The following is a 24,677-nucleotide window of genomic DNA, read 5'->3' on the forward strand; positions in this document are numbered from 1 at the left end:
TTGCAGGTTTTATCACTAAACTATTGAAACAGAGCCACAACCTTAACAGGAACTGGCTGATTTCAGATGAGATGCAGGATGGCGTGAATGACTGACCCTTTTATGTTAGCGGCTATAGAGCAGGCCAAAAAAAGTTTAGCTGAAGGGGGGATCCCTATAGGTTCTGTGCTGGTGATCAATGGGGAAATTGTGGGGCGAGGCCATAATCAGCGGGTGCAAAAAGGCAGTTGTGTCTTGCATGCAGAAATGGATTGTCTGGAAAATGCAGGTCGTTTAACCGCCAGAGACTACCAGAGCGCAGTATTGTATTCCACCTTATCCCCTTGTGATATGTGCAGTGGCACTGTGTTGTTGTACGGTATTCCTAAAGTAGTTGTGGGGGAAAACCGAACTTTTCGGGGGCCTGAAGCTTATGTTCAAAGTCGCGGAGTGGAGCTGGTGATCCAGGACAATGCCGAATGTGTGCAACTGATGCAGGACTTTATCGCGACTAAACCAGAATTATGGAATGAAGATATAGGGGAATAACGTGAAGCTATGGTGCGTTATGCTCAGTGTGCTGATGGCTGCTGCTCAGGCTTCAGCACAGGTACCAGCGGTTGAAAACCATAACTCGGGCTGGCTGTTGTTAGCCGCCGCTGCACTTTGCATTATTCCTGCAGTATTGGCTTTTCTGGTATTTGTGTTTCGGGTTAATCGTAAACTCAAAGCTATTGTCGCTACTGGTCAGCACTCTACCTTGATGCAGCAGAATCGTAGCAGAGTATTAGCTATGATTGTTGACCAGGCCCCCCTTAACCAAGTGCTGGATGCTTTAGTTGAAGGGGCAGAGCAGATGGATCCTTCTGCCCACTGCACCGTATTGTTACTTGATGAACAAGGGCTGTTGCATGTGGCTTCGGCGCCACATTTACCTGCTGAATACAATGCAGCTATCGAAGGTATTGCGGCGGGTTATGCTGTGGGTTCCTGTGGCACTGCAGCTTATTCAGGTAAGCGGGTGATAGTGGAAGATGTGCGTGTGCACCCTTACTGGCAGCCTTATCAGGCTCTGGTTGATTTAGCCGGTATTCGTTCCTGCTGGTCTGAACCTATTAAAAACCGTCAGGGCAAAGTACTGGGTACTTTTGCGATTTATCATAAAGAGGTGACAGTACCGTCGGAGCAGGATATCCAGCTGATTAGCGAAAGTGCAGCTTTGGCAGAAATTGTGATAGAGCGCAGTAATGCGATCGAAGCGTTAAAGCGCAGCGAAGAGCGGCATCGTTTATTGGCCGATCATGCCACTGATGTGATCTGGACCATGGACTTGAATGGTTATTTCACTTATATCAGTCCTTCAGCGCAGAAGCTGACAGGCTTTACTGTCGCAGAGCTGATGCAACAACAAATGCAGCAACTGGTGACACCTGAGTCTTATGCCCAGGTGAAACTGCAAATGAAAAAAGCCGCCAAAGCTTTGCAAGAAGGAGAAACCTATCCGGATTATGTCGGAGAAGTAGAGCAGGTATGCAAAGACGGCCGCCGGGTCTGGAGCGAAGTTAAAATCTCCGGTATGTATGATGCTGAAGGTCAGTTTGTGGGTATTTTGGGGGTCAGCCGTGATTTAACCGAGCGACGCAAAATTGAAGAGCGTATGCGTTATATGGCGCAACACGATACCTTAACAGGTCTGCCCAACCGCACTTTGTTTGCCGACCGCTTACAAAAGGCATTGCAATACGCTATACGGCACCAAAAGTCTCTGGCCCTGATGTTACTCGACTTAAACAAATTTAAACCTGTGAACGATACCCATGGTCATGCAGTAGGCGACTTGTTATTACAGCAGGTGGCTGAGCGTTTGCTGTGTGTCATCCGATCCTCCGATACAGTTGCTCGTATCGGAGGGGACGAGTTTATTATTCTGTTGCCACAAATTGACGAATTTCATCACGCGGCCATAGTGGCTGAAAAAATTCAGCACGCTATCGCCAAACCTTTTGATATTCATGGTTTGGAGATCCACATCAGTTGCAGTATAGGCCTGGCCTGTTACCCAGAGGATGGAGAAACTGATCTGGCTTTGACCAAACTGGCTGATCAGCGCATGTATCAGCAGAAATCTGCTGTGGAGCCGATGCGTCTGAACCCTTTAGACCTGCAAGCCGAGTAAGGGGCGCAGGCTTTTCTCCAGCTGTTCTCTGGATAATTGGTCAGTAATAAACACCAATTTGCTTTGCCTGTCGTCATTGGGCCAATGTGTCAGCACAGCTGTTGGGTGCAATAGCTGCTGTACTCCGTGGATCACTATAGGGCCGGGAAATCCTTCCACGTTTAAAATTGCTTTTACACGCAGTAACTGATGGCCCATCTCTGGCAATAAGGCGTCCAGCCAGAGTTGAATAGCAAACAAAGTTACAGGGCGGGTTATCTGATAGCAGTAGGTGTTGATCGTATCCTGGTGTGAGCTTATTTCATTGCCAGTTGAAGCTGGAGATGTTCTCAACAAGCTGGAGTTCAAGGGGTCAAACTGCGCGGAACCAAAATTAAGCCAGTGAGTCAGTGGGGTGACTGACTGAACGGGTTCTACATGATCCAACTCCAGTAAAGCAGAGAGAGCAGTGACGCCCTGATCCGAGCGCTGCAGAGGGGCCGTTGGGTTGAGCTGGCGAATGTGCTGCTGCACCTGGGTTAGAGTGTCCTCATTAGCCAGATCCTGTTTGGTCAATAGAATCAAATCTGCTACCGCAACCTGACGTTTAGCTTCCCGGTACTGACTTAAAGTATGCAGCGCATTAACAGTATCTACCGTAGTCACAGTGCCCTGCAATCTTTATTGCTGAAAAATTTTCTCATTGGAAATCAGTGTACTGAGTATAGGACTTGGGTCTGCCAGACCTGTAGTTTCGATAATCACCCGGTCAAAACTTTTGATGCCGTTGCGGCTGAAGCGCCAGCTGATGTCAGTCAGGGTTTTCACCAGATCGCCTCGTGTCGTGCAGCAAATACAGCCATTGGACAGTTCAACAATTTGCTCTTCAGTGCTGCGGCTGACCAACAAATGATCCAGGCTGGTTTCACCAAATTCATTGATAATCACCAGGGCTTTGTTGAAGGCTGGATCTTTTATCCACTGGTTCAGTAAGGTTGTTTTGCCGCTGCCTAAAAAGCCGGTCAGCAGATAAAGCGGAATACGCTGTGAGCTTATGGTCATTCTGTATGATCCTTTTGGCAAGATGCGCATATGCCATGAAATTCAACAGGTTGTTGATTAAGCTTAAAACCTGTGGCTGCTATTTTGCGTTTTTGTTGTTGCAGTGGATTTGAACTGGCCGAAAACGTAACCGTCTGACAAATTTCACAGATCAGGCACTGCCCAGGTTCCGTCAGGCCACCGGGCAAAGCGACAAATTTATTGACCGACACCAGTTTCACCACCAAATGCTGCGCCAGTAAAAAATCCAGACAGCGGTACACCAGCATAGGGTGAATGATCCGGCCTATTTGTGGGCGCAACAGGTCGATAATTTCATAAGCAGACAAAGCACGTTGTTGCTGTTGCATCAACATAAACACGGCTTTGCGGTTGCCGCTGAGCTTCAGCTCTGTTGGTGTTTGCGCTGCTGCGGCTGTCTGCATAGCTTAGTTCAGCGATAGCTGATGGTCAGAGGGCGTCAGGCTGGCTGCAGACTGACCCTTTTCTGTGATCCAACTGCTCTGGATCTGCTGCAAGTCTGGGAACAGACTAAAGAAGTTCACCTTTAGCGTCACGGGCTCTGTAACCGATGTACAGCTGAACTGATAACTGGCTTCTATATCGGAATGACCTGCATGCTTGTGGTCATGCTCATGCTCATGCTCATGCTCATGGTTATGGTTATGGTTATGGTCATGTGAGTGTTTGTGTTCAGCCTTTTTATGCTGTTGCAGTTCGGGCAAATTTGATTGATGTTGCTTCAGGTGACAGTCTGCCCCTGCAATGTTAAACAACTTGTCAGGCCGAGCCAGCAGAGTTTTGGCTTTTTTGACGGCATCAAGTTCAGTCTGTGTTTCGGGTTTATGCTCAAAACCCAGAATATCTGAACCTGTGGCATAAAAGCTGATCTGTAAATCTGTCGCCAGTTTAAATAACTCAAGCCGGGCTACCCCATGTTGGTGGGCTCTGGTGTCAGGCTGTTCTGCCAGACTTAAGACACTAAGCACAGAGCAACAGCCGGCAAAAATATAAGATAAGCGCATAGAAATTCTCCGGATATAGATTATTCGCCTACTGGATCCAGGCTCAGCAGCAAGCGGGATTGATCGGTATGAGGGGAACGATGCCAGATGGCTCCGTCTTTATTACCAGTCCATCCAGATCCTTTTAATAACGCAACCTCACCGGTATGGATCTGGTGGTAAGGTTGTTGGCTTTGTGCTGTGGTTCCGGTATGCCACTCTGTGCCAGGACCCGCATAAGTGACCAGTAAACGCACTGCCACATGGTCGGTATGAAAACGGGGGCACATGGCTTTTTCCAGTCGTTTTAGTCGAACTCCTACTGCAGAGCAATCCATCAGGCAGGTCAACATCTGACTCAGCAGCACCAGATCGGCAATAAACTCGGCTTTCCCTTCAGCGTCCGGCAAGCGATTTTGTAGCAATCTTGTCAATTCTTCAGGTTCAGCGACCAGTTGCAGATCAGCAAATTTGCTCAGAGCCCCAGCATAAGTCTGGATCCGCTGACTGAGTTCACGCTGCCAAATCACCAGATTAACATCAGGCTGAAACAGCTCAGTCAGTATGTCGCTGCAACTGCTTTGCAGTTGTTTCATCTGGGGTAGAAGTTGAAAGGCCGCCAGCATCAGGCAAATTCCGCCTGAAAAGGGCTGGCAAAGGTTTTCCATTCGTTGATGGATAAAGCCAGTTCTTGTTCTGTCAGCAGGCACTGCTCTAATTGTTTCAGCATCTGCGCCTGATCTAATTTCTGGCCAATAAACACCAGTTCTTGCCGGCAATCACCAAAAGGCCCGACAAAGCTGCTTTGAATGTTGTGCACTGCTTCAGCGTCATCCGGCCATTCATCTTGTGGTACTGCATGCCAGAACAAACCCGCCATACCATAACGTGCTATGCCGCCAGCCTGATGCCATTGCCATGCATAATCAGGTTCACTGGCCAGCCAGAAATAACCTTTGGATCTCAAAAGTTTACCCTGAGGCCAATCCTGATGCAGGAAGTCATAAAACCGCTCTGGATGAAAAGGAATACGGGCTTGAAAGGCAAAACTGCTGATGCCATATTCTTCCGATTCGCTCTGATGTTCGCCCCGTAACTCTTTTAACCAGCCTGGTGCTTGCTGGGCTTTTTCAAAATCAAATAAGCCTGTTCCCAGCACCTTGTTGATATCTATTTTTCCCTGATTGGCCTGATGAATTTGGGCCGTACTATTCAATTTGCGCAGTATGGCTTTGAGTTCCTGCAAATCGTGCTCATTGACCAAATCTGCTTTGCTGATCACTAACAGATCACAAAATTCGACTTGTTCGATCAGAAGATCCGCCACACTACGCTCGTCTTCTTCACCCAGGCTTTCACCTTTGTCTTGCAAGGAACTGGCTTCGCGATAATCTTTTAAAAAGTTCACTGCATCCACCACTGTCACCATGGTATCGAGCCGGGCTATATCGGATAAACTCTGGCCCTCTTCATCAGCAAAAGTAAAGGTTTCAGCTATAGGCAGGGGCTCTGAAATACCTGTTGATTCAATGACTAAATAATCAAAACGGTCTTCGCGGGCCAAGCGACCCACTTCCAGCAACAGGTCTTCACGCAAGGTGCAGCAAATGCAGCCATTACTCATTTCCACCAGTTTTTCTTCAGCACGGTTCAGACTGACTTCGTTTTTCACTGTGGCGGCGTCAATATTCAGCTCGCTCATATCATTAACGATCACCGCCACTCTGCGGCCTGCTCTGTTGTGAAGGATTTGATTTAGCAAAGTTGTTTTGCCTGCGCCTAAAAAGCCGGAGAGCACAGTGACGGGTAATCTTTTATCAACTGAGTTATTCATAGTTAATTCGCCAATGCAGCAGGAATATGGCTATTCAGCAGGCGTCTGTTCAACAGATGCGCTGCTATCAGAATAAATCCACCTAAAACCGCCAGCACAGGCTCTGCGGATTCAGGCACAAAAAGAGAGAGCAGCAACAAGCTAAAACCCAGACCGCCAATCAGTAACGGCTTCATGTTGCGATGCTTCACCCATGACAGCGGCAGGCTCCAGGCCAGGATCAGACTGATAGGCGCCAGCAATAAATAATGCACCCACTCGGATTCAAACCAAGCGCCAATCAGACCTACACCACCCAGTGCCAACAACACAGGCGTAAACAAACAATGCAGGATACAAAGCCCTGATAAACACACTCCTAACAAATCTTTCATGGTTTTTACCTTATTTGATGTAACAGGGACTTGCCAACTTACAGTGATTTCGTGATATGTTATATTATCACAATTCGTGAAAGCAACTGAAACTGATTTTGTTTTTTGGGGAAGTGCATGGGTAGAAAAACTTTATTGGCCAGTCTGATCGCCGCTAGTCTGAGTGGTCAGGTATGGGCTCAGTCAGTGCAGGGTACTGTAGTGGATGAGCAAGGGCAGCCTGTAGCTGAAGCCTGGGTCACAGTAGTTGGGCAGAATAAAAAGGTGAAAACCGACGCTGCTGGCCGCTTTGAATTTCAGGCGTTACAAGGTCATCACACTGAATTGCATATTGAAGCAAACAGTTTTGCGCACCGGAATTTTCAGCTGGAGTTACCGGCACAGGGCATGCAATTTGCGTTAACCCCTACTGCACTTGAAATTATTGATGTGAAAGCCAGTCCATTTCATGCTTCCAGCACAGAATCTGCTTTGCCTGTCAGTGTGCTGGCTGGTGATCGGCTGAAAATGAATCAACAGTCTACGTTGGGCGATACGCTGAAAAATGAAGTAGGTGTGCACAGTAACTTTTATGGCTCTGTGGCCAGTAGCCCTATTATTCGTGGTTTAGATGGCCCACGGGTTTTGATCACGCAAAATGGTCTGGATGCTGGTGATGCTTCTCGGGTTGGGCCTGATCATAGCGTATCGGCTGAAGCCAGCACTGCCAGTCAGATTGAAGTTTTACGTGGCCCTGCCACTTTGTTTTACGGCAGCGGTGCTATTGGTGGTGTGGTCAACGTGGTGGATAACAGAATTCCCACTGAGCAAGTCACCAAAGGCGAGTGGATGCTGCAGCGTGAGTCGGTGAATAACGAAAAACTGGCTTCAGGTTCTGCTCAGACCTTTATTGGTCAAACCGGTTTATATGCCGACGTATTTTGGCGTGATAACGATGATTACAGCATTCCGGGTGAAGCAGAAGTGCATCACGACGACGAAGATCATGATCACGAAGAAGGCGCTTCAGGCAAAGTCGCCAACACAGCAGCAACAGCCAAAGGTTTTAGCTTAGGCAGTAGTTACTTACTGGAGAACGGTTTTGTTGGTTTGTCTTTTGGTCAGTTAAAACGTGAATACGGTATTCCGGGCCATAGCCATGGTGGTGATGCACACGAAGGTGAAGAGCATGCCGAAGAGTCTGTGTATGCCGATTTAAAACAAGACAGAGTACAGTTTTTAAGTGAGCTGGATCTGGACCTGCCATGGCTGCAGACACTGAACAGCCGCATTGCCTACACAGATTATCAACACGTGGAAATTGAAGAGGGTGTAGTAGGCACCACCTTCAAAAACCAGAGCGAAGAAGCCCGTTTTGAATTGCTGCATCCGGTGATTGCTGATTGGCGTGGTGGGGTCAGCCTGCACTACAAACACAGCGATTTTGAAGCTGTAGGAGCTGAAGCTTTTACTCCACCATCCAGTACTGAAATGCTGGCAGTGGCCCTGATGGAAGAACGGCATTTTGGCCCAGTGTTATTGCAACTGGGGGCCCGTACTGAGCAGGTGACTATTGATGCTACGGATGTGTTGTTACCACCATTGGCGGCGCATTCGCACGACGAAGATGATCACGGCCATGACCACGATCATAATCATGCCGCAGAATTTATCCGGGTCTTTGATGTCGAGCATAAGTTTAAGCCCTACAGCCTGTCTGCTGGTGCTGTCTGGGATTTTACTGAAGGTTACAACTTAGGCCTGTCTTTATCCCGTTCAGAGCGCGCCCCTTCAGCTTCTGAGTTATTGTCATTCGGCCCTCATATTGGCACTGCTTCTTATGAAATAGGTGCTTTATTCAGCCTCAATGACGACCCGCACGCAGAACAAGCCATAGTGCTGAATCGCCAACCGATAGAAATGGAAGTCGCGAACAACCTGGACCTGACCTTCCGTAAAATCAGCGGTGATATTGGTTTGGTATTTAATGCCTTCTACAACAAAGTAGACAACTACTACTACCAGCAAAACACTGGTTTATTCGCTGAAGACGGCCATAACCATGATCATGGCGACGAAGAAGGTCATGATCACAGTGGTGAGTTGCCGGTTTACCTTTTTGTCGCAGAAGATGTGATTTTGCATGGTTTTGAATCACAGCTGGCCTGGCAAATCGCTCAGCCTTATCGCTTCACAGTACAGGCCGATTATATTCGTGCCCGTCTCGACAGAGGTGGAGATTTACCCCGCACTCCACCACTGCGTTTATCCAGTGAACTGGCTTATGAAGGCGATAATATCTCCGCCGATCTGCGCCTGACCCGTTATTTCAAACAAGACAGAGTTTCGGAGCTGGAAAGTGCAACTGCCGGCTACAACCTGCTGGATGCCTCAGTCAGTTACCACTTCAGTGGTGCTTTGCAGGACATAGTGCTTTACGTCAAAGGCGAAAACCTGACGGACGAAGAAGCCCGTGTTCACACCTCTTTTTTGAAAGACAAAACCCCCTTACCAGGCCGCTCGATAGGTTTAGGTATTCGTGGTCAATTTTAAGTTTTATCGCGGCTGTGCTGTTCCTGGTATGCCTGCTGAGCCGCGATTTTTTTAATTCTTATGGAGTTTGTATGTTGAAATCAAAACTAAATGTGCTGGCGTTACTGATCAGTGCCTCACTGCTGGCCGCCTGTGGTGACAGCACAACCAAGATAGTGGAAAAGGATCCTGTTCCTATTGAAGACGATCACGATCACGACCACGAAACCGGTGCTGGTCGTCTGGTTATTTCAGATAAAGACAGTACCATGCTCAGAGTCTATAACCTTGAAGACGGTGACTTACTGGGACAGTTTAGCTCATTAAGCAATGCCTCAGCTTTATACGCCTCAGCCAGCCAGCGTTTTGCTATGGTGGTGCAACGTGAAAGCGATAAAGTAGAATTTATCGACGGTGGTTTGTATCAGGAAGATCATGGCGATCACCTGCATCCTTATGAAGAAGAACCTCGCTTAATGAGCCTGCAGCTCAGCGAAAGCCGTCCTACTCATGTCACCACTACGGATGAACAAATTGCCATCTTTTTTGACGGCAATGTGGCCACTTCCAGTGTGGCAAAAGTCGCAGTGCTGAATGATGATCAAATCAATACAGGCAGCAATGACTATCCGGTTTTAACTTACAGCACTCATATGCACGGCGCCGCTCAGGCCCGGGGTGAGATGTTAGTTTCAACTATTCGTGATGCAGCAACAGCCAGTACTTTGCCGGATCAGCTGGGTATTTATCATGTACATGGTGATCACTTCCATCTGGAGCAGGAATTTGACCTGCGTTGCCCTGGCTTACATGGCAGTGCACAGAACAAAGATTATGTCAGCTTTGGCTGTACTGATGGCGTGATGCTGTTAAAGCAGGACGGTGAAACTTTTACCGCCAGCAAAGTGGCCAATACGGCTGACATTACCGGAGCTATGCGTATCGGTACTTTGGAAGGAGCTGAAGGCGCTGCGCACTTTATTGGTTTTGCCGGTGCCACTGTGTTTTCAGTTAATCCTGTTGCAGGCAGCATGGATAAAGTGGAATGGCAGGCCGCTACTGGGGCCAGCATCATAGGTTATGGCTTTGCTGATCACGGCGAAAAGTTTGTGCTACTGGATTCCACTGGTGCTCTGAGTATCCTGAATTACAATGCAGAGGCTACAACTGGTGCTGCTTTTGAACTGGCAGGCAAAGTCCAAATCACCACTGCGGATTTAACCACTATGCCAACAGGCAGCCAGTTGCAACTGGCTATCTCTACAGCGGATGACAAGGTATATGTAGCTAATCCACTAAGTAAAACAGTCAATACTATTGACCTGGAAGAAGCTGAAGTGGCAGAAACTCAGGAGCTTGGCTTTACACCACATAAAATGGTGTGGGTAGGCATTCCAGCAGGGCATGAAGAGCATTAAGTTTTAGCTTTTATTTAAGCCAAATAACAAAGGCAGTCGGGGATGACTGCCTTTTTTGATCTAACAGAGTAAGTACAAGCTTACAGCTGAAAAATTTGCCGTAATAACTTCAGTTCAAAGGTTTTGCCTGTCTACAGATTCAAAGCTTGCCCAATGCTATTGAGCCAAAAGCTCAGCCCAAGCAAAGGCCTTCTTTCAAATAAATAAACGAATCTAAGTGACCCACAGCGATGCTGAGAGTTATAAAGTGTAGGGATTAAGTTAAACAGAGTTGATAACAGAAACAGAGATAAATGGTGGCCCCACCTGGACTTGAACCAGGGACCTGCCGATTATGAGTCGAAGGAATAACGTATTTATCCGTATTGAACTACGCTTCAAAACCTTATAAAAACAGCTATTTAGCTGTTAACCCCCTTGCTGGCGTGTTGTTCGGAATAGGTGTATATTGATACAATTCCGATCCGTGGCCGATCCGTAGAACGATCCGCAGCACTAAAAAACAAAAAGCCCCGCTGGTGCGTCAACACTAGCAGGGCAAACCACAAGAACCATAGGGGGTTCAAATGGCTACCGCAGATTCTACCACCAAACAAAGCAGCACCAGCAACAAAGTCAGTTTTAACGCTGGCAGAGTTGCCGCCTTTAAGTGTCCAGAGGGTAAAAAAGAAGCCTTCTTATGGGACACAAAACAACCGGGTTTAGGGTTAAGGGCTTTTGCTTCAGGCAAGAAAACTTATATCTATCAAGTGTGGGTTAATGGCCGCACACAAAGGGCTGTTATAGGTGCTGAAGAAGCCTTTGATATTGAGCAAGCCAGAGCCGAAGCCAAAAAGCTTGATGTATTAGCCAGTCAGAATATAAGCCCGGCCAAAGTAAAACGGCAAAAGGCCGCTGCTGAACTGGCTGAAGAAAAAGAGATTAAACGGGGTTCCGTTACACTTGGCGCTGTATGGGCTGAATATGTGGAAGCAAACAAAGCCGATTGGGGCGAAAAGCACTATAAAGACCACTTAAAATCTGTTCAGCAAGCGGGTTTACCTTGGGCCAGAGGAAAGGGGCTGCTGACAAAACAGGGCTGCTTATTCCCTTTGGTAAATGTAAAGCTTGGTGACTTAACCGCCGATCTGATTAAGCGTTGGCTGGACAAGGAAAACAAAACCCGTCCCGGTGTAGCCGCTCAAACTTACCGCTTGTTGTTTGCCTGTTTAAGCTGGTGCAACGAACAGCCAGAATATGCCGGGCTGATTGATGTTGTAGCGCTAAAAAGCAAAGCTGTGAAAAAGACAGTAACCAAACTAAAAGCCCGTGATGATGTGTTGCAGCGTGAACAACTACCCGCTTTGTTTGCTGAACTAAGAAAGATCTCTAACCCTATAATTTCTGCTTATGTGCAAACCCTGCTGCTGACCGGAGCCCGGCGCAATGAATTAACGGGCCTGCAATGGTCAGATGTTGATTTTAAATGGCAGAGCATGGCTATACGCGATAAAGCCACCAGCAAAGGCAGTGTTGCAGGGGTTCGGGTTATCCCGTTAACGCCTTATGTGGCAAGCCTGCTGAACCAGTTACCCCGCCGTAATCAGTGGGTATTTTCCAGCCCCGCAGGTAAAGACGGCAAACTAACAGACCCCCGCAAAAGCTACGATCCGGCGATTATGGCCGCAGGTATTGAAGATTTAACCTTGCATGGTTTACGCCGCAGCTTTGCTACCTTGTCGGAATGGGTTGAAGTACCTACAGGCGTAGTAGCTCAGATTATGGGCCACAAGCCCAGCGCTACCGCAGAAAAGCATTACAAGCAAAGGCCGCTGGACTTATTAAGGCTTTGGCATGAGCGAATAGAGACATGGTTTTTAGAACAAGCCGGGCTTAGTGTCCCCGTAAATGCTGAGGCTCGCTTAGCTGTGGTTAAGGGGGCTTAATGCAAGAGCAATACTTACCCAAAGATAAAGCGCTACATAACAACTTTTTGAAATCTACTCCCGATCAGCAAAGATCATATGCGCTTGATGAGCTAAGCCGGATTGTAAAAGGCAGGGCGGCTGACAAATGGTCTAAAGATGACAAGCAACTAATCACATTGTCTGCAATGGCAAAAAGTGTAGCTGAGTCAATAAGAACGGATTACCAGCAACAAATAGAGTTCTGTTTTCCTACTCCTGAACCTTACCGACTAAAGACGTATCAAGTACAACTCTGGATTACAGATGTTGCACCTGAATATGCTAGAAAAAATAATACCGAAGATTTTGTAATTGATTATGAATATTCAGAGCTAGATGGGTTTTGGCTTGATCTAGCGCCAGAGAGAATGTGTGTACTTTTTAATTGGGTTGCAGCACTTGAGGCTTGGGATTATTGCGATCCTGAACCTTTATCAAAAATGATCGCTATTCATACAATCCCACCTGAGTTTATGGAGATTGTGGCAAGTATTGTTTCTGGTACTAGAAGACCTAATAAAAAAGGTGCGGCCAAGTTGAGAGGAGTTCTACCTAGTCAGCGTATGTTTGTCGCTGCGACAATTCTAGCTTTGCGCACTATTCCAGAAGCTGCACTTGACTCTATTCATGCTGATACTAGGTCAAGAATTGCAGAAGAAAGGGGGGTTGATTTAATGGTGATTCGGAGAGAACTTGAAGGCAAACTCAGAAAGACAGATCGCCGTTTTGCTGAAATCTGTGGTTTAAGTGTTGACGGAGTTAAAGACCTTACTGAGTCACTTAAGTATAAATGTAAAAACTTCCCAAAATTATAAGCTTACGATAACTCAGGCAGAACAAAAGGCTTTTGTAACCCCTGAGCCCTTTTTTATTTCCGTGTTTATGCGATTAATTTGTAAACCTCACACACAAAGAGGTTTAAGAAAATGGCTATCAATACTTCCACACCGCAGAACTTAACCACAGAGCAATTTGCCGATGTATTACACGGCAAGCCTAGCACTATCAGAACTCGCCTTTGTAAAACAGGCAGCTTTTACGGCATTAGACCTATCAAATTACCTTCAGGGCGTTTGCTATGGCCTGCTGAAGCTGTACAGGCTTTTTTAGCTGGTGAGGGGGCGCACTAATGAAACTATTTTCACAGCAGGCGCAAAGCTCTGAAGCTCAAGCTCGAAAAGCGTTTAAATACATGTTTATGACAGGCTCTATTAACCGCTACGAAGCAGATCGGCTTGGTATTTGCCACCTTGCCGCACGTGTACAGGACTTAGAACAAAAAGGGTTTAGATACCGTTATCAGGACGAAAATGGCGTTGCTGATTTTCACGGCATAACGCACGACAAGATCCGGCCGCTATTTTATCGACTGGCAGAGCATATCACCAGAAGCGCGGGCTTACTTTGTGGGGTGGATATATGACTAATCGCACAAAACAAAGCCCCGCAACCGGACAAGTTAACGAGGCATTTGATACGACTATCGAACACGAGTTTAGCAGTACAAAACTTAACCTGTCCAGAACTGTGACAGGGGGAGTAAGCAATACCCAATTACAACCTTTTAACCTAACACTATCTGAACTGATCGCCATGTTCCAGCCACAGAATGTCAAAGAGGGGCCTAAAGACGGCCCTTACTTTGTCCGGGGCCATAGCGAAGGAAGCAGAAGCGATAAGGCTATGCTTCAGGCTAAGCACCTGCTGATTATTATTGATGGTGATAGTTCAATCACGGAAGACGGAGAAATTATAGAAGGTGCGCCCGATCCTAAGTTGACGCACGAAGCCATGAAACAGGCTGGTATTGAACACCTGATTTACACCAGCCACAGCCACCACAAGCACGGCCAAAGTTTTAACAAATGGCGTTTATTAGTGCCGAGTGATGCCACAGCGCAGACATTAGAAAGCGGTGTTGATGCTATTTTAGACATATTGCATTTGTCCGGGGTGAAAGTAGCGCCCGCAAGTGAAAACAATAGCCTGTCACAGCCTTGGTTTTTCCCAAGGGTTGAAGCTGGCCGGGCTGAGGGGTATTACAGCGCAAGCTTTGAAACAGGCAAGCCGTTTACAGTGCCTGAAGCCATGCCAGAGCCTATACCAGCACCAGCCATTACAAAGCCTAAGCAAAGAGGTGAAAGCGTTGTACAGGCTTACTGTGATCGTTATCCGTTGAGCCAGCAAGTTGAGACTATGGGATTTAAACGAGTAAGAGAAAACCGCTATCTGCCGCCAGAAAGTAAAAGTGGTGTTGCTGGTGCTAAGGTACTAATCGGGGAGCGAGACGGCCGAGAACGGCTATACATTCACAACACAAGTCACAAACTGCACGGTAGAGGCTTAGATTCCTTTGATCTGTACTGTGAGCAAGAACATAACGGCGACTTTAAAGCCGCTGTAAAGGCCGCTGCTGAGTTGTTAGGGCTTGCTGCTACTGATGATGCCTTTGCGCTGTTTATTGCTGCTGAGGATCAAACCGAAGCGGAAAAGCCAGAGCCGTTGCCCGCAGATGTATCTGGGGTACGTATTGAAACACCGCCGGGGTTAGCTGGTGCTATATGCGAGTATTTAAACCGAACCGCAAAACGCCCTATACCGCTAATTTATCCTATTGTTGCTTTGCAAATGCTGTCACTAGCCGCAGGCAACCGCAAAGGGTTAGATGGTATCAAGCTGAACTTGTTAACGCTGGCTATTGCGCCCAGCGCCGCAGGCAAAGAGCACGGCCAAAGCTGGTTAGCTGAAACGGCAGCACAGTTAAAATTAGGTCGGCATGTTGTGGGTGGAATTTCTTCAGATGTGGATATGATCCGCAATCTTATAGAAGGTGATGGGCGTTGCTGTTATCGGATTGATGAAATTCAGGGCATGTTTAAAGCAATCAATAGCAAAAATGCGAGTACCTATGAAAGCAAAATAGGTGACTTAATTTTGACACTCGCAACTTCAAAAGTTTACCTGTTTGCGGGCAATCATCGCCGCCAGTTTTTTAAAGAAATAGATCATGATATTGACCAGCTAAAAAAGAAAATTACCAAAGCCGAAGAAGGGCAAAAGCCTGAAGCTGAAGAAGTGCCAGACCTTGAAAAACTGAACCGGGCTTTGCGTTGGTTATTCAAAAAGCGCGACTTTATAGAAAATGGCTGGCCTGATCCTGTGGTCTCAATAATGGGCCATTCTACCCCCAGTGGCCTTGATAGTCTGATCACTGAGGAAAACATAGGTAGCGGGTTAATAGGCCGCTGTCTGGTTATTAGGTGCGCTGAAGAAAGGGAAAAGCTACAACAGGTAAAGGAAACGCCTTTTTTCGGTGATGTGGATATTCTTAACCGTTTGCACCTTATCAACAATGGCAGCCTGCAACCATTGAAAGTAAACCCCAAAGCCCGGCAAATGTTGGACGAGATCCAAAGCTACTATGATCAAGACCAGCGATTGAACGCGCCTGTAATGGGGGCAATTTATGCGCGGGTAATGGAGCAAGTTAACAAAGTAGCAAGCCTGCTGGCGCTGGAAGCTGGAGAAGTAAAGCCAGAGCACGTTAGTTATGCTTTTGCTTTGGTTGCCCGTTGTATTGATGACGTTGGTTATTTACTGCAAAAGGACGCTGCACAAAAGGCTAATGCAACTATTGCTGATATTGCGTTGCACACCAGAGCATCAGTTATAAGGCAGATCAAAGAACGTGACCCGAAACGACACACCCCCGGCGCGATGAGGCAAGATATTTTAAAGAACTTTGCAAAACTAAGGCAAATAACAGAACAGCACACCAAGAGCCCACAAAACAAGGACAAACCCGACCTGTACGATCAGATTATTAAGCGTATGGAAGAAGTCGGGGATATTGAGCTACAACACTCTGGCAAAAAGATACGCTATGTTATTGCAGGGGGCCTATAAATGGCCCTTCTGTTTAGCTGGCCGAGCTTTGGTTTATCTGCTTTATACCTTCTTTATACCATTGGGGGTATAAGGCAAAGCCCTTTATTTACAAGGCTTAGAGATAACTTTATACCTTTATACCATTATTTCTATGTTTTGATTTATTTTGATTCTTTATCAGTTTCCATACCTTAAAAACAGAATATCTATATTTATGGGGATTTTCGGTATAAAGGTATAAAGCAGCCTGCACACCAAGCGCGGCAAGGCTTTTGCGTTATACCTTGCACAATAATTCGAAGGTATAAAGGTATAAATTTGTTGTGGTAACTTTATTTCGAAGGTAGCTTTACTCGAACGAATTGCGAAAATTGAGGATTTGAAATGGACGGTATGGAACCAAAAGAGGAAACATGGCAAGACCGGGTTAGAAGACTAGGGGTAGAACAAAAGCCAGAAAAAAAGACAGGAGACGGCATTACAACTGTAACCGTTGTAATTTTCGCTGTGATTTTTAGCCTTGCAGCAGCGTGGGCGTTATCATCAGCCGAAACGCCAGAGCAGGCAAAAGCCAATAAGCAAGCGGCTGAGAAAGAGAAAGTAGCGGCTGAAAAAGAGAAAGCAACGCGGATTTGCAACGACACCAGAATGGCTTACTACTATGCACAAGATTTTGTAAAACAAAACCTTAAGTCACCATCAAGCGCTGTATTCCCTGCAAAACCAATTTCAGCTGAAGTTGTTGGAGCCTGCAGAACTCGGATTGTTGGCACTGTCGATTCTCAAAATGGTTTCGGAGCTATGATTAGGAGCGCTTACAGCATAGAGATCAAATACCACAAAAGCAGTCAGGGATATTCCTATTCTGGTTTGGTTATTGAGTAAGTTAGAGACTGAAAAATGATAGAAATATTGCGCCAGCAACACCGACAGTTTGTTTTAACTTTGGTCTACTCGATAGTTAAAGACAGTTGGCGCACAACCAGCTATAAAAAAATGGTGGCGTTGCTCAACCAAAAAGAAATCCGCACCACACGGGGCAACCTTTGGACAGAAAAAAGGCTGTTCAGATTCCTGCAAAACGCTGGTTATTCTGGGCTGTGGGGATTATCAAAAGAAGAAGAGAAACCAAAAGTAAAGCCAGCTTGTCGGCTGGCTACCCCTATATAACCCTGATATTTACACTAAGGTTACACTAAGGGTATTTTGCTACCAGTACGCGTAAAAAAATTGCATTTAACATCACTTCATTGCTTTTAAAGTAGTTGGAAGGACGTGAAATAGAATTTTCAATTATATTTTGAAGCAATATCTTTTTGTGCAATTTCACCTGATATGAACCTATTTATATCGTTTTTCAATTCAAGTACTGAGTGTTTTTCTAAAGCTGTATCACCAGCACAAATTTCTTTGGTCAATTCGCTGAAAGAGCAAGACTTCACCAGAAGATAATGGTTCTGCTCATTTCCTGAATGAAATGTAAGCTTGTAGTATGATTTAAAGTCAGAAACCAGACCCGCCCCGTACTCAATTTCTGCAATATCTTTTGTGAAAGCATCTTTATTTGCTGTAGCAGTTTCAGACCAGCTCAAATACTTTTCAAGTGCTCCATTAAAAGCATCAGCCGTCGTTCGCTGAACTTGGAAACCAAGCTTATTTTTTGTAACACCAATATAACTGTTGTAACTACTTCCATAGCCATCCGCCACATAAGAAAGTAAGTCTGGACTTTCACCATTTGGGAACGAGACCAGAGAGGCAAATGTTGGTTTAGCAATATACTGACTAGCAACACTATTAAATTCGCTCAGAATTACTTTTGTTTGAAACCGAGTTTCTTGGGTGTCTATAACAGGAATTGAAACGCAGGCTGTAAGTGGAATTGCTAGTAAAGCAGCAAAAATTTTCATTCTGATTTATCCTTTTAACACTGAAGATCCTAAGTAGAACTTTATAAACTAGTCAAAGAGCAAATGCACCCCAAAATTAAAGGGTATTTTCTTACCCCCTAAAAAGAGAGAATTTCCCGACTATAAAAAGGAATTTTCAGTAGCAGTAAAAGTACTGCTGGCTTATGGGTATTTTGTGAGCCCCTAAAGGGTAAATCTGAAGAAACCAAGAATAGAAAGTGAGATTCCGATCCGCCACCGATCCGCAGTACTGAAAAATTTAAAATGTTAGTGGGTGTTAACTATGAAGGTCTTTAAAAATGGTGGCCCCACCTGGACTTGAACCAGGGACCTGCCGATTATGAGTCGGATGCTCTAACCAACTGAGCTATAGGGCCATTTAAAACAGGCTTTAAGTAAACAAGTCCAAGGGCTGAACTCTTTAAAGCGCAGGCAGTATAAGAAGTTTTTCTGCTGTTGTCACCGCTTCGTGACATGCTCTTTGTACTGATTGCTTGTTTTTTATCCGCTTCTCTATCAATCCCCAACACTAAACTTGAGATTGACAGGTAAGATGCAATCCTAGGCGATGTTTTCGTCGGTAATAATGCCCTACTATCGGCTGTTTGTTGCTGTGATAGAACAGGGACTAACAACTCTAACAGAAGCCGCAAAAGGGAACTGAAATGGACTAAATGGCTAGTTGGGCTGTTTTATTCTAGTATTTGCGATCTGGCAGTTCATAGGTATTCGTACAGGGTATAAAAAGACTGGTCAAATAGCTATTTTCTCTATCTTTAGAAGCAGTGTGTATCTACCACATTAATCTACTGTCCAAATACACCCACCGTTGTTTTTAATAGCTGGCATTGGCAGGCTTTTATTATCATCTGACTTAGTATATTTTCTGAATAACTAAATTTCCTGCCAAATAAAGGTGTTAAGTTTTTTCGATGAAAATGTATTGGCTAATTTTTGCTTAATTCATTTTTGTTAGGTAAATTTATTGTTAATTACTTAGGTGGGGGTTGGTGGTCACCGTTAACTAAAGGCCCCAGCTATGGCACAAGAATCGTTTCGTTTCAATGCAGTGCAGCCCCAAAACAGCAAGCCTGACAGCTCTTTGGCGCTATTGCAACCAGTCTCATTTCCTTTGGTTACCACAGCCTGTGACAGAGTCATCAACTTAGTTGTGAAAATCGGCAGCCACATCCAGGCTGGGGTTTTATTGTTGACGTTGTTACCGCCGAATTCAGAATTACGAGCCCTATTGCTGATACTGGCCCGAGCCTATGATGTTATTCAACATGGTCTGCAGACCAGACTCAGGTTTGGCGCTTTGCTTTATAAGCATTTTGCTACCTTTCAAAGTGAGTCGGTAAACACTGCTCAGAATATAGTGATGCCAAATGAAGTTGAAATGTCGTTCCCTATTAAGGAATTGGTGAACAAGATAGAAGTACCGCAGTGTTCCCTGTATATCTGTGCTGACAACAATGCAGTGCCGCAGCAGTCCAGCGTGTTGTTAAGCACTGATGTAATTCTCGAGAACCATAGGCTTTAAGTCTGGTTATTCGAGTTAATACTGAGCCTGATAGGCAGGCTTTAATTATTCTTTATTCAAGGAGAAACACACATGAACGTATTAGATGCTAAACAGATTGCAGTTGTTTCTGGAGGAGAATTTTACAGTGCACGCAATCTCGCTGCTGCAACCCGGTTTACTGGTGCTCTTGGGTTTTTAGCTGCGTCTTTCCAGGCTGGCTATAAGGCAGGAGAATGGCTGAATAGCAACACGCCTATCCAGAGCTGGATTAGTGATGCTCTAAACTAAAGAATGTGGCTGGCAATAGTGTTGCTGTTGCCAGCTATTCTATAAAACGGGAGAAAAATCATGGATATAAAGAAGTTTTCTCATTTTTCTTATAAAAACATAAAAACATTATTCGTCTTTTTCGTTTGTCTTTATGCGTTATATACACCTTGGCTTTATGATAGTACAGATCCTCAGCGCTACTACCAGTTCGCACTTGCATTGTTAATGCTTGCTTTGCTATTCGAATTACATCTAGCCAACTTGCGTTTTTCTGAGTTCATTCGACAACCAATACGTTGGCAATCACCAACAGGTTTTTTGTATCTGTCCGCTTTATTATGTTTTGGCTGGGGTTTATGGGGGATTGGTTGAGTTCTGATTAAAGCATAGATACAGCTAGGATATTCGGACAACTATATTAGGTAAACCGGAGTGAGCAGGAGATACAATATGCTCCTCCTATCCGAAGCTGGGGATATGCCTCTGGTCAGAACCTTTAAGTATGGTGACTCTGGTTGATCAAAAATCAGAAGGCACCTTGCGGTGCCTTCTGATTAGTCCGTCGCAAATGCAGAAGCACATGTTCGACGTGAAACAAATCTACTCGTCGAGGAAGCTTTTTAATACTTCTGAACGGGAAGGGTGGCGCAGTTTACGCAGCGCTTTGGCTTCGATTTGACGGATACGTTCCCGTGTTACGTCAAACTGTTTGCCCACTTCTTCCAGTGTATGGTCGGTATTCATATCGATACCAAAACGCATACGCAGTACTTTTGCTTCACGGGCTGTTAAACCGGCCAACACTTCGTTGGTGGCGGCTTTTAAGCTTTCCATGGTGGCTGAATCCAGCGGCGATTCTGAAGTGCTGTCTTCGATAAAATCGCCCAGATGCGAATCTTCATCATCACCTATTGGTGTTTCCATGGAGATTGGCTCTTTGGCAATTTTCAGCACTTTACGGATCTTGTCTTCTGGCATGCCCATACGTTCGGACAACTCTTCCGGAGACGGCTCACGACCCATTTCCTGCAACATCTGACGTGAAATACGGTTCAGTTTGTTGATGGTTTCAATCATATGAACAGGGATCCGGATAGTACGGGCCTGGTCAGCGATTGAACGGGTGATTGCCTGACGGATCCACCATGTAGCGTAAGTTGAAAACTTATAACCACGACGGTATTCGAACTTGTCGACAGCTTTCATCAAGCCGATGTTACCTTCCTGAATTAAATCAAGGAATTGTAAGCCACGGTTGGTGTATTTTTTCGCGATAGAAATAACCAGACGTAAGTTCGCCTCAACCATTTCTTTTTTCGCACGACGGGCCTTGGCTTCACCAATCGACATGCGACGGTTGATATCTTTAATTTTAAAGATCGAAAGACCAGTCTCTTCTTCAATTTTTTTCAGCTTCTCAACGCTGCGGAACAAATCGTCACGCATCTCACCCAGCTTGGCTGAATAAGGTTTGCCTGCAGCAATTTCGGCGTCGATCCATGCCGTTGAGTTTTCGTTGCCGCTGAAAGACTTCATAAAGTTTTTCTTTGGCATTTTTGCGTACTCAACGCAGTTCTTCATCACAATACGTTCCTGGACGCGCACGCGGTCCATCATTTCACGCATGTTTTTGACCAGACGGTCGAACTGTTTTGGCACTAAACGGAAGCAACGGAAAACTTCGCTCAGTTTTTCAATTTCTTCTTTGGTGGTCGGATGTTCACGGCCGTTTTTGACGATAGAGCTACGGGTTACTTCGTACTGAGTACGGAGTTCACCAAACTTCTCGCGGGCCATTTCCGGATCCGGGCCAGTGTCTGCTTCTTCGTCCGAGTCTTCAGACTCTTCGTCGTCACCAGAGATATCAGCGTCTTCATCGGCCAGTTCTTCTTCTGGCACATCAGAACCGATATGAGTGGCCGTTGGGGCCATATCATCCACTTCGTTTGGATCGATAAATGCGGTGACAATGTCACTTAAGCGAATTTCTTCGGCTTCGAATTTATCCCACTGTTCTAACAGGTAGGTGATGGCTTCAGGGTATTCAGCCACAGAGGTCTGAACCTGATTGATACCATCTTCAATCCGTTTGGCGATGTCGATTTCGCCTTCACGGGTTAACAGCTCTACAGTGCCCATTTCGCGCATATACATGCGGACCGGATCTGTAGTGCGACCTAACTCTTTATCCACACTGACTAAAGCCTGAGCGGCTTCTTCTGCGGCGTCTTCATCCGGCGCAGCGTCAGACATGATCAGGTCATCGGCATCTGGTGCTGTTTCAAACACCTGAATACCCATGTCATTGATCATACGGATAATGTCTTCGATCTGATCGGAGTCAATAATATCTTGTGGAAGATGATCATTCACTTCAGCAAAGGTCAAATAACCTTGCTCTTTACCCTTCAAGATCAGGAGTTTTAGTTGCGACTGAGGATTATGCTCCATAGAGGCTGTTCTTCCACCCAAATAGTTAGTTCAAAAATGCGAATTAGCGATTATAACAAAGCGCGGCTTTTCTAGCCACCGCGCAATGACGGCTTACTCACGGTTATTTGCTTTTAAAAGCTTTTAACAGCAACACAAATTCGTGTTTTTCCGCCGTGGTCAGTTGCTGCAAAGTATCTTTGCGTTGCAACTCTTCCAGACGTTGACCCAGATACTGATCTTCTATAGAGCGGAAGGTATCCAGAAATTCTTTAGTTAACTGCTCTTCGGCAACCTGATGGTCCCACAACGCCAGCTTCACCAATATGTTGTATTCAGGCGTATCGCGCCAATGTTCCAGCAATTGTGCTGTTGTCAGTTCAGGCTGAGCTAATAAAGTCTGCTGTACTGTCAGTAACAACTGAATACCAGGTAAATTCGCTTCTGCCAGTTCAGGCGCCAAAGGCATCACTTTGGCAAGGGCTGGGTATTGCAGTAAAAGCGCAATAGCCCGGCGCATCGGCGTAATTTTTGTGGTCGCAGGAGCTTTGCTCTGCACCTTAGTCTGGCTTCTGGCCGCCGTATTTTGCTGCGACGATTTACCAACCAGCGATCCCAGGGTTTCAAACAAGGCATCGCGGTAAAATTCACTTGGAATTTGTTTAATCAGCTCATTGCCTTTAACCCACAGGGCGGACTTTCCGGCATCGCTGGTTAAATCTAACTCTTTGGCCAGATGGTCAAATAAATACTGACCTAAAGGCATGGCCTGCTCCAGACGGTTTAAAAAGGCATCTTTGCCTTCTTTTTGCACCAAGGAGTCCGGGTCTTCGCCGTCTGGTAAAAATACAAAATTCAGTTCCACGCCGTCTTTTAAATGCGGTAAGGCACTTTGTAAAGCACGCCATGCGGCGTCGCGGCCCGCTCTGTCGCCGTCGTAACAGCAAGTGACAGTGCTGGTCAGGCGGAATAACGTATGCATGTGATCTGGGGTCGTGGCGGTGCCTAAACAAGCCACCGCAAAAGATATTCCTTGCTCGGCCAGACCTACCACGTCCATATAACCTTCAACAATCAGCACACGATTCAGCCGATCCTGGCTTTGTCTGGCTTCATATAAACCATAAAGTTCACGGCCTTTATGGAAAAGTCGGGTCTCAGGTGAGTTTAGATACTTTGGCGTACCTTCACCTATCACCCTGCCGCCAAAACCTATCACTCTGCCGCGTTTATCCCGAATGGGAAACATCAGCCGGTCGCGGAAAAAATCGTATTCACGGCCCTGATCATTGCGGTTGATCAGTTTAATTTCAAACAGCTGATCACGAGCTGAACGTGAAGCGCCTAACTGCTTTAACACAAAATCCCAGCTGTCTGGTGCGTAGCCTATACCGTATTTTGTTGCTGTGGCTGCTGAAATACCACGTTTCTGCAAATAGGTGGCAGCATGAAGCTGTTGTTTCAGCTGTTGCTGATACAAATCTGCCGCTTTTTGCATCTGGCTGTAGTCGTCGGCCTGAGCTTGCGGATACTGCTTACCACTGCCTTGTTCGCGTGGTATCTCTAAATGATGCTGCTTTGCCAGTTCTTCAATAGCTTCTACAAATTCAAGCTGTTCGTACGCCATCATAAAACTGATGGCATTGCCGTGAGCGCCACAACCAAAGCAATGATAAAACTGTTTGTCGCTACTTACGGTAAAAGAAGGGGATTTTTCGTTATGGAAAGGGCAACAAGCCTGGTAATTCTTACCGGCCTTTTTTAACGGAACTCTGTGATCTATCAGTTCCACTATATCTGTACGAGCTAATAAGTCGTCGATAAAGTGTCTGGGGATTTGTCCTGCCACCTTTTTCCTTTTTACTTGTATTCAGAAAAAGACAAGCCGTGCTTAGGGCACGGCGTGCAGTAGTTCAGCTAGAAGCTTAACTCAAACGAGCTTTAATAACCTGACTTAAAACGGCCATATCAGTACGGCCTTGAACCTGTGGTTTTAAGTGGGCCATGACTTTCGCCATGTCCTGCATTCCAGAGGCTGCAACAGCAGTAATAGCATGTTGCACTAAATCATCCAGCTCAGCCTGAGATAAGGCTTGTGGCAAAAACTGTTCTACGATTACGATTTCTGCTAATTCAATATCAGCTAAATCTTGCCGACCTGCTGCACTGTACTGACTGGCAGATTCTTTCCGCTGTTTTACCATTTTGGTCAACACAGGAAGAATGTTGGTGTCATCAGGCACCATCTGCAAGTCAATTTGACGTTGTTTGATTTCAGCTAAAGCTAAACGAATAGTGCCGAGACGCAGTTTGTCTTTGGCACGCATTGCGTCTTTTTGGGCTTCTTGCAGCTGTTCTAACAATGCCATAG

24 protein-coding genes, 2 tRNA genes and 1 pseudogene are annotated in these 24,677 nt (G+C 45.9%); 14 read left to right on the forward strand and 13 right to left on the reverse strand.

Annotated elements, in window-relative coordinates:
- The first annotated feature begins 87 nt into the window (after positions 1-87).
- Together LSG37_RS04900 and LSG37_RS04905 are read left to right on the forward strand one after the other, a co-directional pair.
- Positions 88-528 (forward strand): nucleoside deaminase, encoded by a 441-nt coding sequence (locus LSG37_RS04900; RefSeq protein WP_233078816.1) that lies wholly within the window; start codon positions 88-90, stop codon positions 526-528.
- 1 nt (position 529) lies between these two features.
- The gene (locus tag LSG37_RS04905; protein ID WP_233078817.1) at positions 530-2,155 is read left to right on the forward strand and encodes a sensor domain-containing diguanylate cyclase; all 1,626 of its coding nucleotides are present in this window, start codon (positions 530-532) and stop codon (positions 2,153-2,155) included.
- Here LSG37_RS04905 and LSG37_RS04910 read toward each other — a convergent pair.
- The 7 genes and pseudogenes from LSG37_RS04910 to LSG37_RS04940 all read right to left on the reverse strand — a co-directional run bounded on the left by LSG37_RS04910 (position 2,135) and on the right by LSG37_RS04940 (position 6,408).
- Entirely contained in the window at positions 2,135-2,581 is a 447-nt protein-coding gene (locus LSG37_RS04910; protein ID WP_366515545.1) for a CobW C-terminal domain-containing protein, read from the reverse strand. The genes LSG37_RS04905 and LSG37_RS04910 overlap by 21 nt on opposite strands.
- 57 nt (positions 2,582-2,638) lie before the next feature.
- A pseudogene (locus LSG37_RS04915) lies at positions 2,639-3,226 on the reverse strand (CobW family GTP-binding protein); the annotation flags it as partial.
- Complete coding sequence (locus tag LSG37_RS04920; protein WP_233078818.1) at positions 3,193-3,621, reverse strand: Fur family transcriptional regulator; 429 nt, start codon at positions 3,619-3,621, stop codon at positions 3,193-3,195. The pseudogene LSG37_RS04915 and the gene LSG37_RS04920, both read right to left, overlap by 34 nt.
- 3 nt (positions 3,622-3,624) lie before the next feature.
- Complete coding sequence (locus LSG37_RS04925) at positions 3,625-4,221, reverse strand: ZrgA family zinc uptake protein (RefSeq protein WP_233078819.1); 597 nt, start codon at positions 4,219-4,221, stop codon at positions 3,625-3,627.
- A 20-nt stretch (positions 4,222-4,241) separates the two neighbouring features.
- On the reverse strand, positions 4,242-4,826 hold the full coding sequence (locus LSG37_RS04930) for a DUF1826 domain-containing protein (protein ID WP_233078820.1): 585 nt from the start codon (positions 4,824-4,826) through the stop codon (positions 4,242-4,244).
- On the reverse strand, positions 4,826-6,034 hold the full coding sequence (gene zigA / locus LSG37_RS04935) for a zinc metallochaperone GTPase ZigA (RefSeq protein WP_233078821.1): 1,209 nt from the start codon (positions 6,032-6,034) through the stop codon (positions 4,826-4,828). Before zigA ends, LSG37_RS04930 begins: the two co-directional genes overlap by 1 nt.
- Before the next feature lie 2 nt (positions 6,035-6,036).
- Positions 6,037-6,408, reverse strand: coding sequence for a MerC domain-containing protein (locus tag LSG37_RS04940; protein WP_233078822.1), 372 nt, complete (start codon positions 6,406-6,408; stop codon positions 6,037-6,039).
- 117 nt (positions 6,409-6,525) lie between these two features.
- Here LSG37_RS04940 and LSG37_RS04945 point away from each other — a divergent pair, with 117 nt between their 5' ends.
- Both LSG37_RS04945 and LSG37_RS04950 read left to right on the forward strand, forming a co-directional pair.
- The gene (locus LSG37_RS04945; protein WP_233078823.1) at positions 6,526-8,940 is read left to right on the forward strand and encodes a TonB-dependent receptor; all 2,415 of its coding nucleotides are present in this window, start codon (positions 6,526-6,528) and stop codon (positions 8,938-8,940) included.
- A gap of 71 nt (positions 8,941-9,011) precedes the next feature.
- Positions 9,012-10,337, forward strand: coding sequence for a 5-methyltetrahydrofolate--homocysteine methyltransferase (locus LSG37_RS04950; protein ID WP_233078824.1), 1,326 nt, complete (start codon positions 9,012-9,014; stop codon positions 10,335-10,337).
- Positions 10,338-10,631: 294 nt separating this feature from the next.
- On the opposite strand, the gene LSG37_RS04955 is transcribed toward LSG37_RS04950, so the two are convergent.
- Positions 10,632-10,711: transfer RNA gene (locus tag LSG37_RS04955), tRNA-Met, on the reverse strand.
- Between the two features lie 192 nt (positions 10,712-10,903).
- Here LSG37_RS04955 and LSG37_RS04960 point away from each other — a divergent pair.
- From LSG37_RS04960 to LSG37_RS04990, 7 genes are all read left to right on the forward strand, one after another.
- Positions 10,904-12,262, forward strand: a complete 1,359-nt coding sequence (locus LSG37_RS04960; protein ID WP_233078825.1) for a tyrosine-type recombinase/integrase — start codon at positions 10,904-10,906, stop codon at positions 12,260-12,262.
- Positions 12,262-13,098: a hypothetical protein gene (locus tag LSG37_RS04965; RefSeq protein WP_233078826.1), complete on the forward strand. Its 837-nt coding sequence runs from the start codon at positions 12,262-12,264 to the stop codon at positions 13,096-13,098. The genes LSG37_RS04960 and LSG37_RS04965 overlap by 1 nt, the downstream gene beginning before the upstream one ends.
- Positions 13,099-13,209: 111 nt before the next feature.
- A complete protein-coding gene (locus LSG37_RS04970; RefSeq protein ID WP_233078827.1) occupies positions 13,210-13,413 on the forward strand; it encodes a helix-turn-helix transcriptional regulator in 204 nt (67 codons plus the stop codon).
- A complete protein-coding gene (locus LSG37_RS04975; RefSeq protein ID WP_233078828.1) occupies positions 13,413-13,706 on the forward strand; it encodes a helix-turn-helix domain-containing protein in 294 nt (97 codons plus the stop codon). The genes LSG37_RS04970 and LSG37_RS04975 overlap by 1 nt, the downstream gene beginning before the upstream one ends.
- A gap of 653 nt (positions 13,707-14,359) precedes the next feature.
- Positions 14,360-16,189: a DUF3987 domain-containing protein gene (locus LSG37_RS04980; RefSeq protein ID WP_233078829.1), complete on the forward strand. Its 1,830-nt coding sequence runs from the start codon at positions 14,360-14,362 to the stop codon at positions 16,187-16,189.
- A gap of 366 nt (positions 16,190-16,555) precedes the next feature.
- Positions 16,556-17,056 carry a hypothetical protein gene (locus LSG37_RS04985; RefSeq protein ID WP_233078830.1) on the forward strand — a complete coding sequence of 167 codons (501 nt, stop codon included), beginning with the start codon at positions 16,556-16,558 and terminating at the stop codon, positions 17,054-17,056.
- A 15-nt stretch (positions 17,057-17,071) separates the two neighbouring features.
- The gene (locus tag LSG37_RS04990) at positions 17,072-17,341 is read left to right on the forward strand and encodes a recombinase family protein (protein WP_233078831.1); all 270 of its coding nucleotides are present in this window, start codon (positions 17,072-17,074) and stop codon (positions 17,339-17,341) included.
- A 119-nt stretch (positions 17,342-17,460) separates the two neighbouring features.
- Here the strand turns inward: LSG37_RS04990 and LSG37_RS04995 are convergent, their stop codons facing one another.
- Positions 17,461-18,081 (reverse strand): hypothetical protein, encoded by a 621-nt coding sequence (locus LSG37_RS04995; protein WP_233078832.1) that lies wholly within the window; start codon positions 18,079-18,081, stop codon positions 17,461-17,463.
- A gap of 300 nt (positions 18,082-18,381) precedes the next feature.
- Positions 18,382-18,458, reverse strand: a tRNA-Ile gene (locus tag LSG37_RS05000).
- 662 nt (positions 18,459-19,120) lie between these two features.
- Between LSG37_RS05000 and LSG37_RS05005 the strand changes: the two genes are divergently transcribed.
- The 3 genes from LSG37_RS05005 to LSG37_RS05015 all read left to right on the forward strand — a co-directional run bounded on the left by LSG37_RS05005 (position 19,121) and on the right by LSG37_RS05015 (position 20,248).
- Positions 19,121-19,624, forward strand: coding sequence for a hypothetical protein (locus tag LSG37_RS05005; RefSeq protein WP_233078833.1), 504 nt, complete (start codon positions 19,121-19,123; stop codon positions 19,622-19,624).
- Positions 19,625-19,696: 72 nt separating this feature from the next.
- The gene (locus tag LSG37_RS05010) at positions 19,697-19,894 is read left to right on the forward strand and encodes a hypothetical protein (protein ID WP_233078834.1); all 198 of its coding nucleotides are present in this window, start codon (positions 19,697-19,699) and stop codon (positions 19,892-19,894) included.
- Positions 19,895-19,954: 60 nt separating this feature from the next.
- Positions 19,955-20,248: a hypothetical protein gene (locus LSG37_RS05015; protein WP_233078835.1), complete on the forward strand. Its 294-nt coding sequence runs from the start codon at positions 19,955-19,957 to the stop codon at positions 20,246-20,248.
- A gap of 228 nt (positions 20,249-20,476) precedes the next feature.
- On the opposite strand, the gene rpoD is transcribed toward LSG37_RS05015, so the two are convergent.
- From rpoD to LSG37_RS05030, 3 genes are all read right to left on the reverse strand, one after another.
- Positions 20,477-22,327 carry an RNA polymerase sigma factor RpoD gene (rpoD, locus tag LSG37_RS05020; protein ID WP_233078836.1) on the reverse strand — a complete coding sequence of 617 codons (1,851 nt, stop codon included), beginning with the start codon at positions 22,325-22,327 and terminating at the stop codon, positions 20,477-20,479.
- Between the two features lie 103 nt (positions 22,328-22,430).
- On the reverse strand, positions 22,431-24,155 hold the full coding sequence (gene dnaG / locus LSG37_RS05025) for a DNA primase (protein ID WP_233078837.1): 1,725 nt from the start codon (positions 24,153-24,155) through the stop codon (positions 22,431-22,433).
- A 76-nt stretch (positions 24,156-24,231) separates the two neighbouring features.
- Entirely contained in the window at positions 24,232-24,675 is a 444-nt protein-coding gene (locus LSG37_RS05030) for a GatB/YqeY domain-containing protein (RefSeq protein ID WP_008899775.1), read from the reverse strand.
- Positions 24,676-24,677: the final 2 nt, after the last annotated feature.

Source organism: Rheinheimera soli, assembly GCF_021290985.1.
Classification (GTDB): Bacteria; Pseudomonadota; Gammaproteobacteria; order Enterobacterales; family Alteromonadaceae; genus Pararheinheimera; species Pararheinheimera soli.

Coding starts and splice junctions, on each gene's coding strand:
- LSG37_RS04900 (WP_233078816.1), top strand. CDS start 88: ATGACTGACCCTTTTATGTTAGCGGCTATAGAGCAGGCCAAAAAAAGT.
- LSG37_RS04920 (WP_233078818.1), bottom strand. CDS start 3,621: ATGCAGACAGCCGCAGCAGCGCAAACACCAACAGAGCTGAAGCTCAGC.
- LSG37_RS04925 (WP_233078819.1), bottom strand. CDS start 4,221: ATGCGCTTATCTTATATTTTTGCCGGCTGTTGCTCTGTGCTTAGTGTC.
- LSG37_RS04930 (WP_233078820.1), bottom strand. CDS start 4,826: ATGCTGGCGGCCTTTCAACTTCTACCCCAGATGAAACAACTGCAAAGC.
- zigA (WP_233078821.1), bottom strand. CDS start 6,034: ATGAATAACTCAGTTGATAAAAGATTACCCGTCACTGTGCTCTCCGGC.
- LSG37_RS04940 (WP_233078822.1), bottom strand. CDS start 6,408: ATGAAAGATTTGTTAGGAGTGTGTTTATCAGGGCTTTGTATCCTGCAT.
- LSG37_RS04945 (WP_233078823.1), top strand. CDS start 6,526: ATGGGTAGAAAAACTTTATTGGCCAGTCTGATCGCCGCTAGTCTGAGT.
- LSG37_RS04950 (WP_233078824.1), top strand. CDS start 9,012: ATGTTGAAATCAAAACTAAATGTGCTGGCGTTACTGATCAGTGCCTCA.
- LSG37_RS04960 (WP_233078825.1), top strand. CDS start 10,904: ATGGCTACCGCAGATTCTACCACCAAACAAAGCAGCACCAGCAACAAA.
- LSG37_RS04965 (WP_233078826.1), top strand. CDS start 12,262: ATGCAAGAGCAATACTTACCCAAAGATAAAGCGCTACATAACAACTTT.
- LSG37_RS04970 (WP_233078827.1), top strand. CDS start 13,210: ATGGCTATCAATACTTCCACACCGCAGAACTTAACCACAGAGCAATTT.
- LSG37_RS04975 (WP_233078828.1), top strand. CDS start 13,413: ATGAAACTATTTTCACAGCAGGCGCAAAGCTCTGAAGCTCAAGCTCGA.
- LSG37_RS04985 (WP_233078830.1), top strand. CDS start 16,556: ATGGACGGTATGGAACCAAAAGAGGAAACATGGCAAGACCGGGTTAGA.
- LSG37_RS04990 (WP_233078831.1), top strand. CDS start 17,072: ATGATAGAAATATTGCGCCAGCAACACCGACAGTTTGTTTTAACTTTG.
- LSG37_RS04995 (WP_233078832.1), bottom strand. CDS start 18,081: ATGAAAATTTTTGCTGCTTTACTAGCAATTCCACTTACAGCCTGCGTT.
- LSG37_RS05005 (WP_233078833.1), top strand. CDS start 19,121: ATGGCACAAGAATCGTTTCGTTTCAATGCAGTGCAGCCCCAAAACAGC.
- LSG37_RS05010 (WP_233078834.1), top strand. CDS start 19,697: ATGAACGTATTAGATGCTAAACAGATTGCAGTTGTTTCTGGAGGAGAA.
- LSG37_RS05015 (WP_233078835.1), top strand. CDS start 19,955: ATGGATATAAAGAAGTTTTCTCATTTTTCTTATAAAAACATAAAAACA.
- rpoD (WP_233078836.1), bottom strand. CDS start 22,327: ATGGAGCATAATCCTCAGTCGCAACTAAAACTCCTGATCTTGAAGGGT.
- LSG37_RS05030 (WP_008899775.1), bottom strand. CDS start 24,675: ATGGCATTGTTAGAACAGCTGCAAGAAGCCCAAAAAGACGCAATGCGT.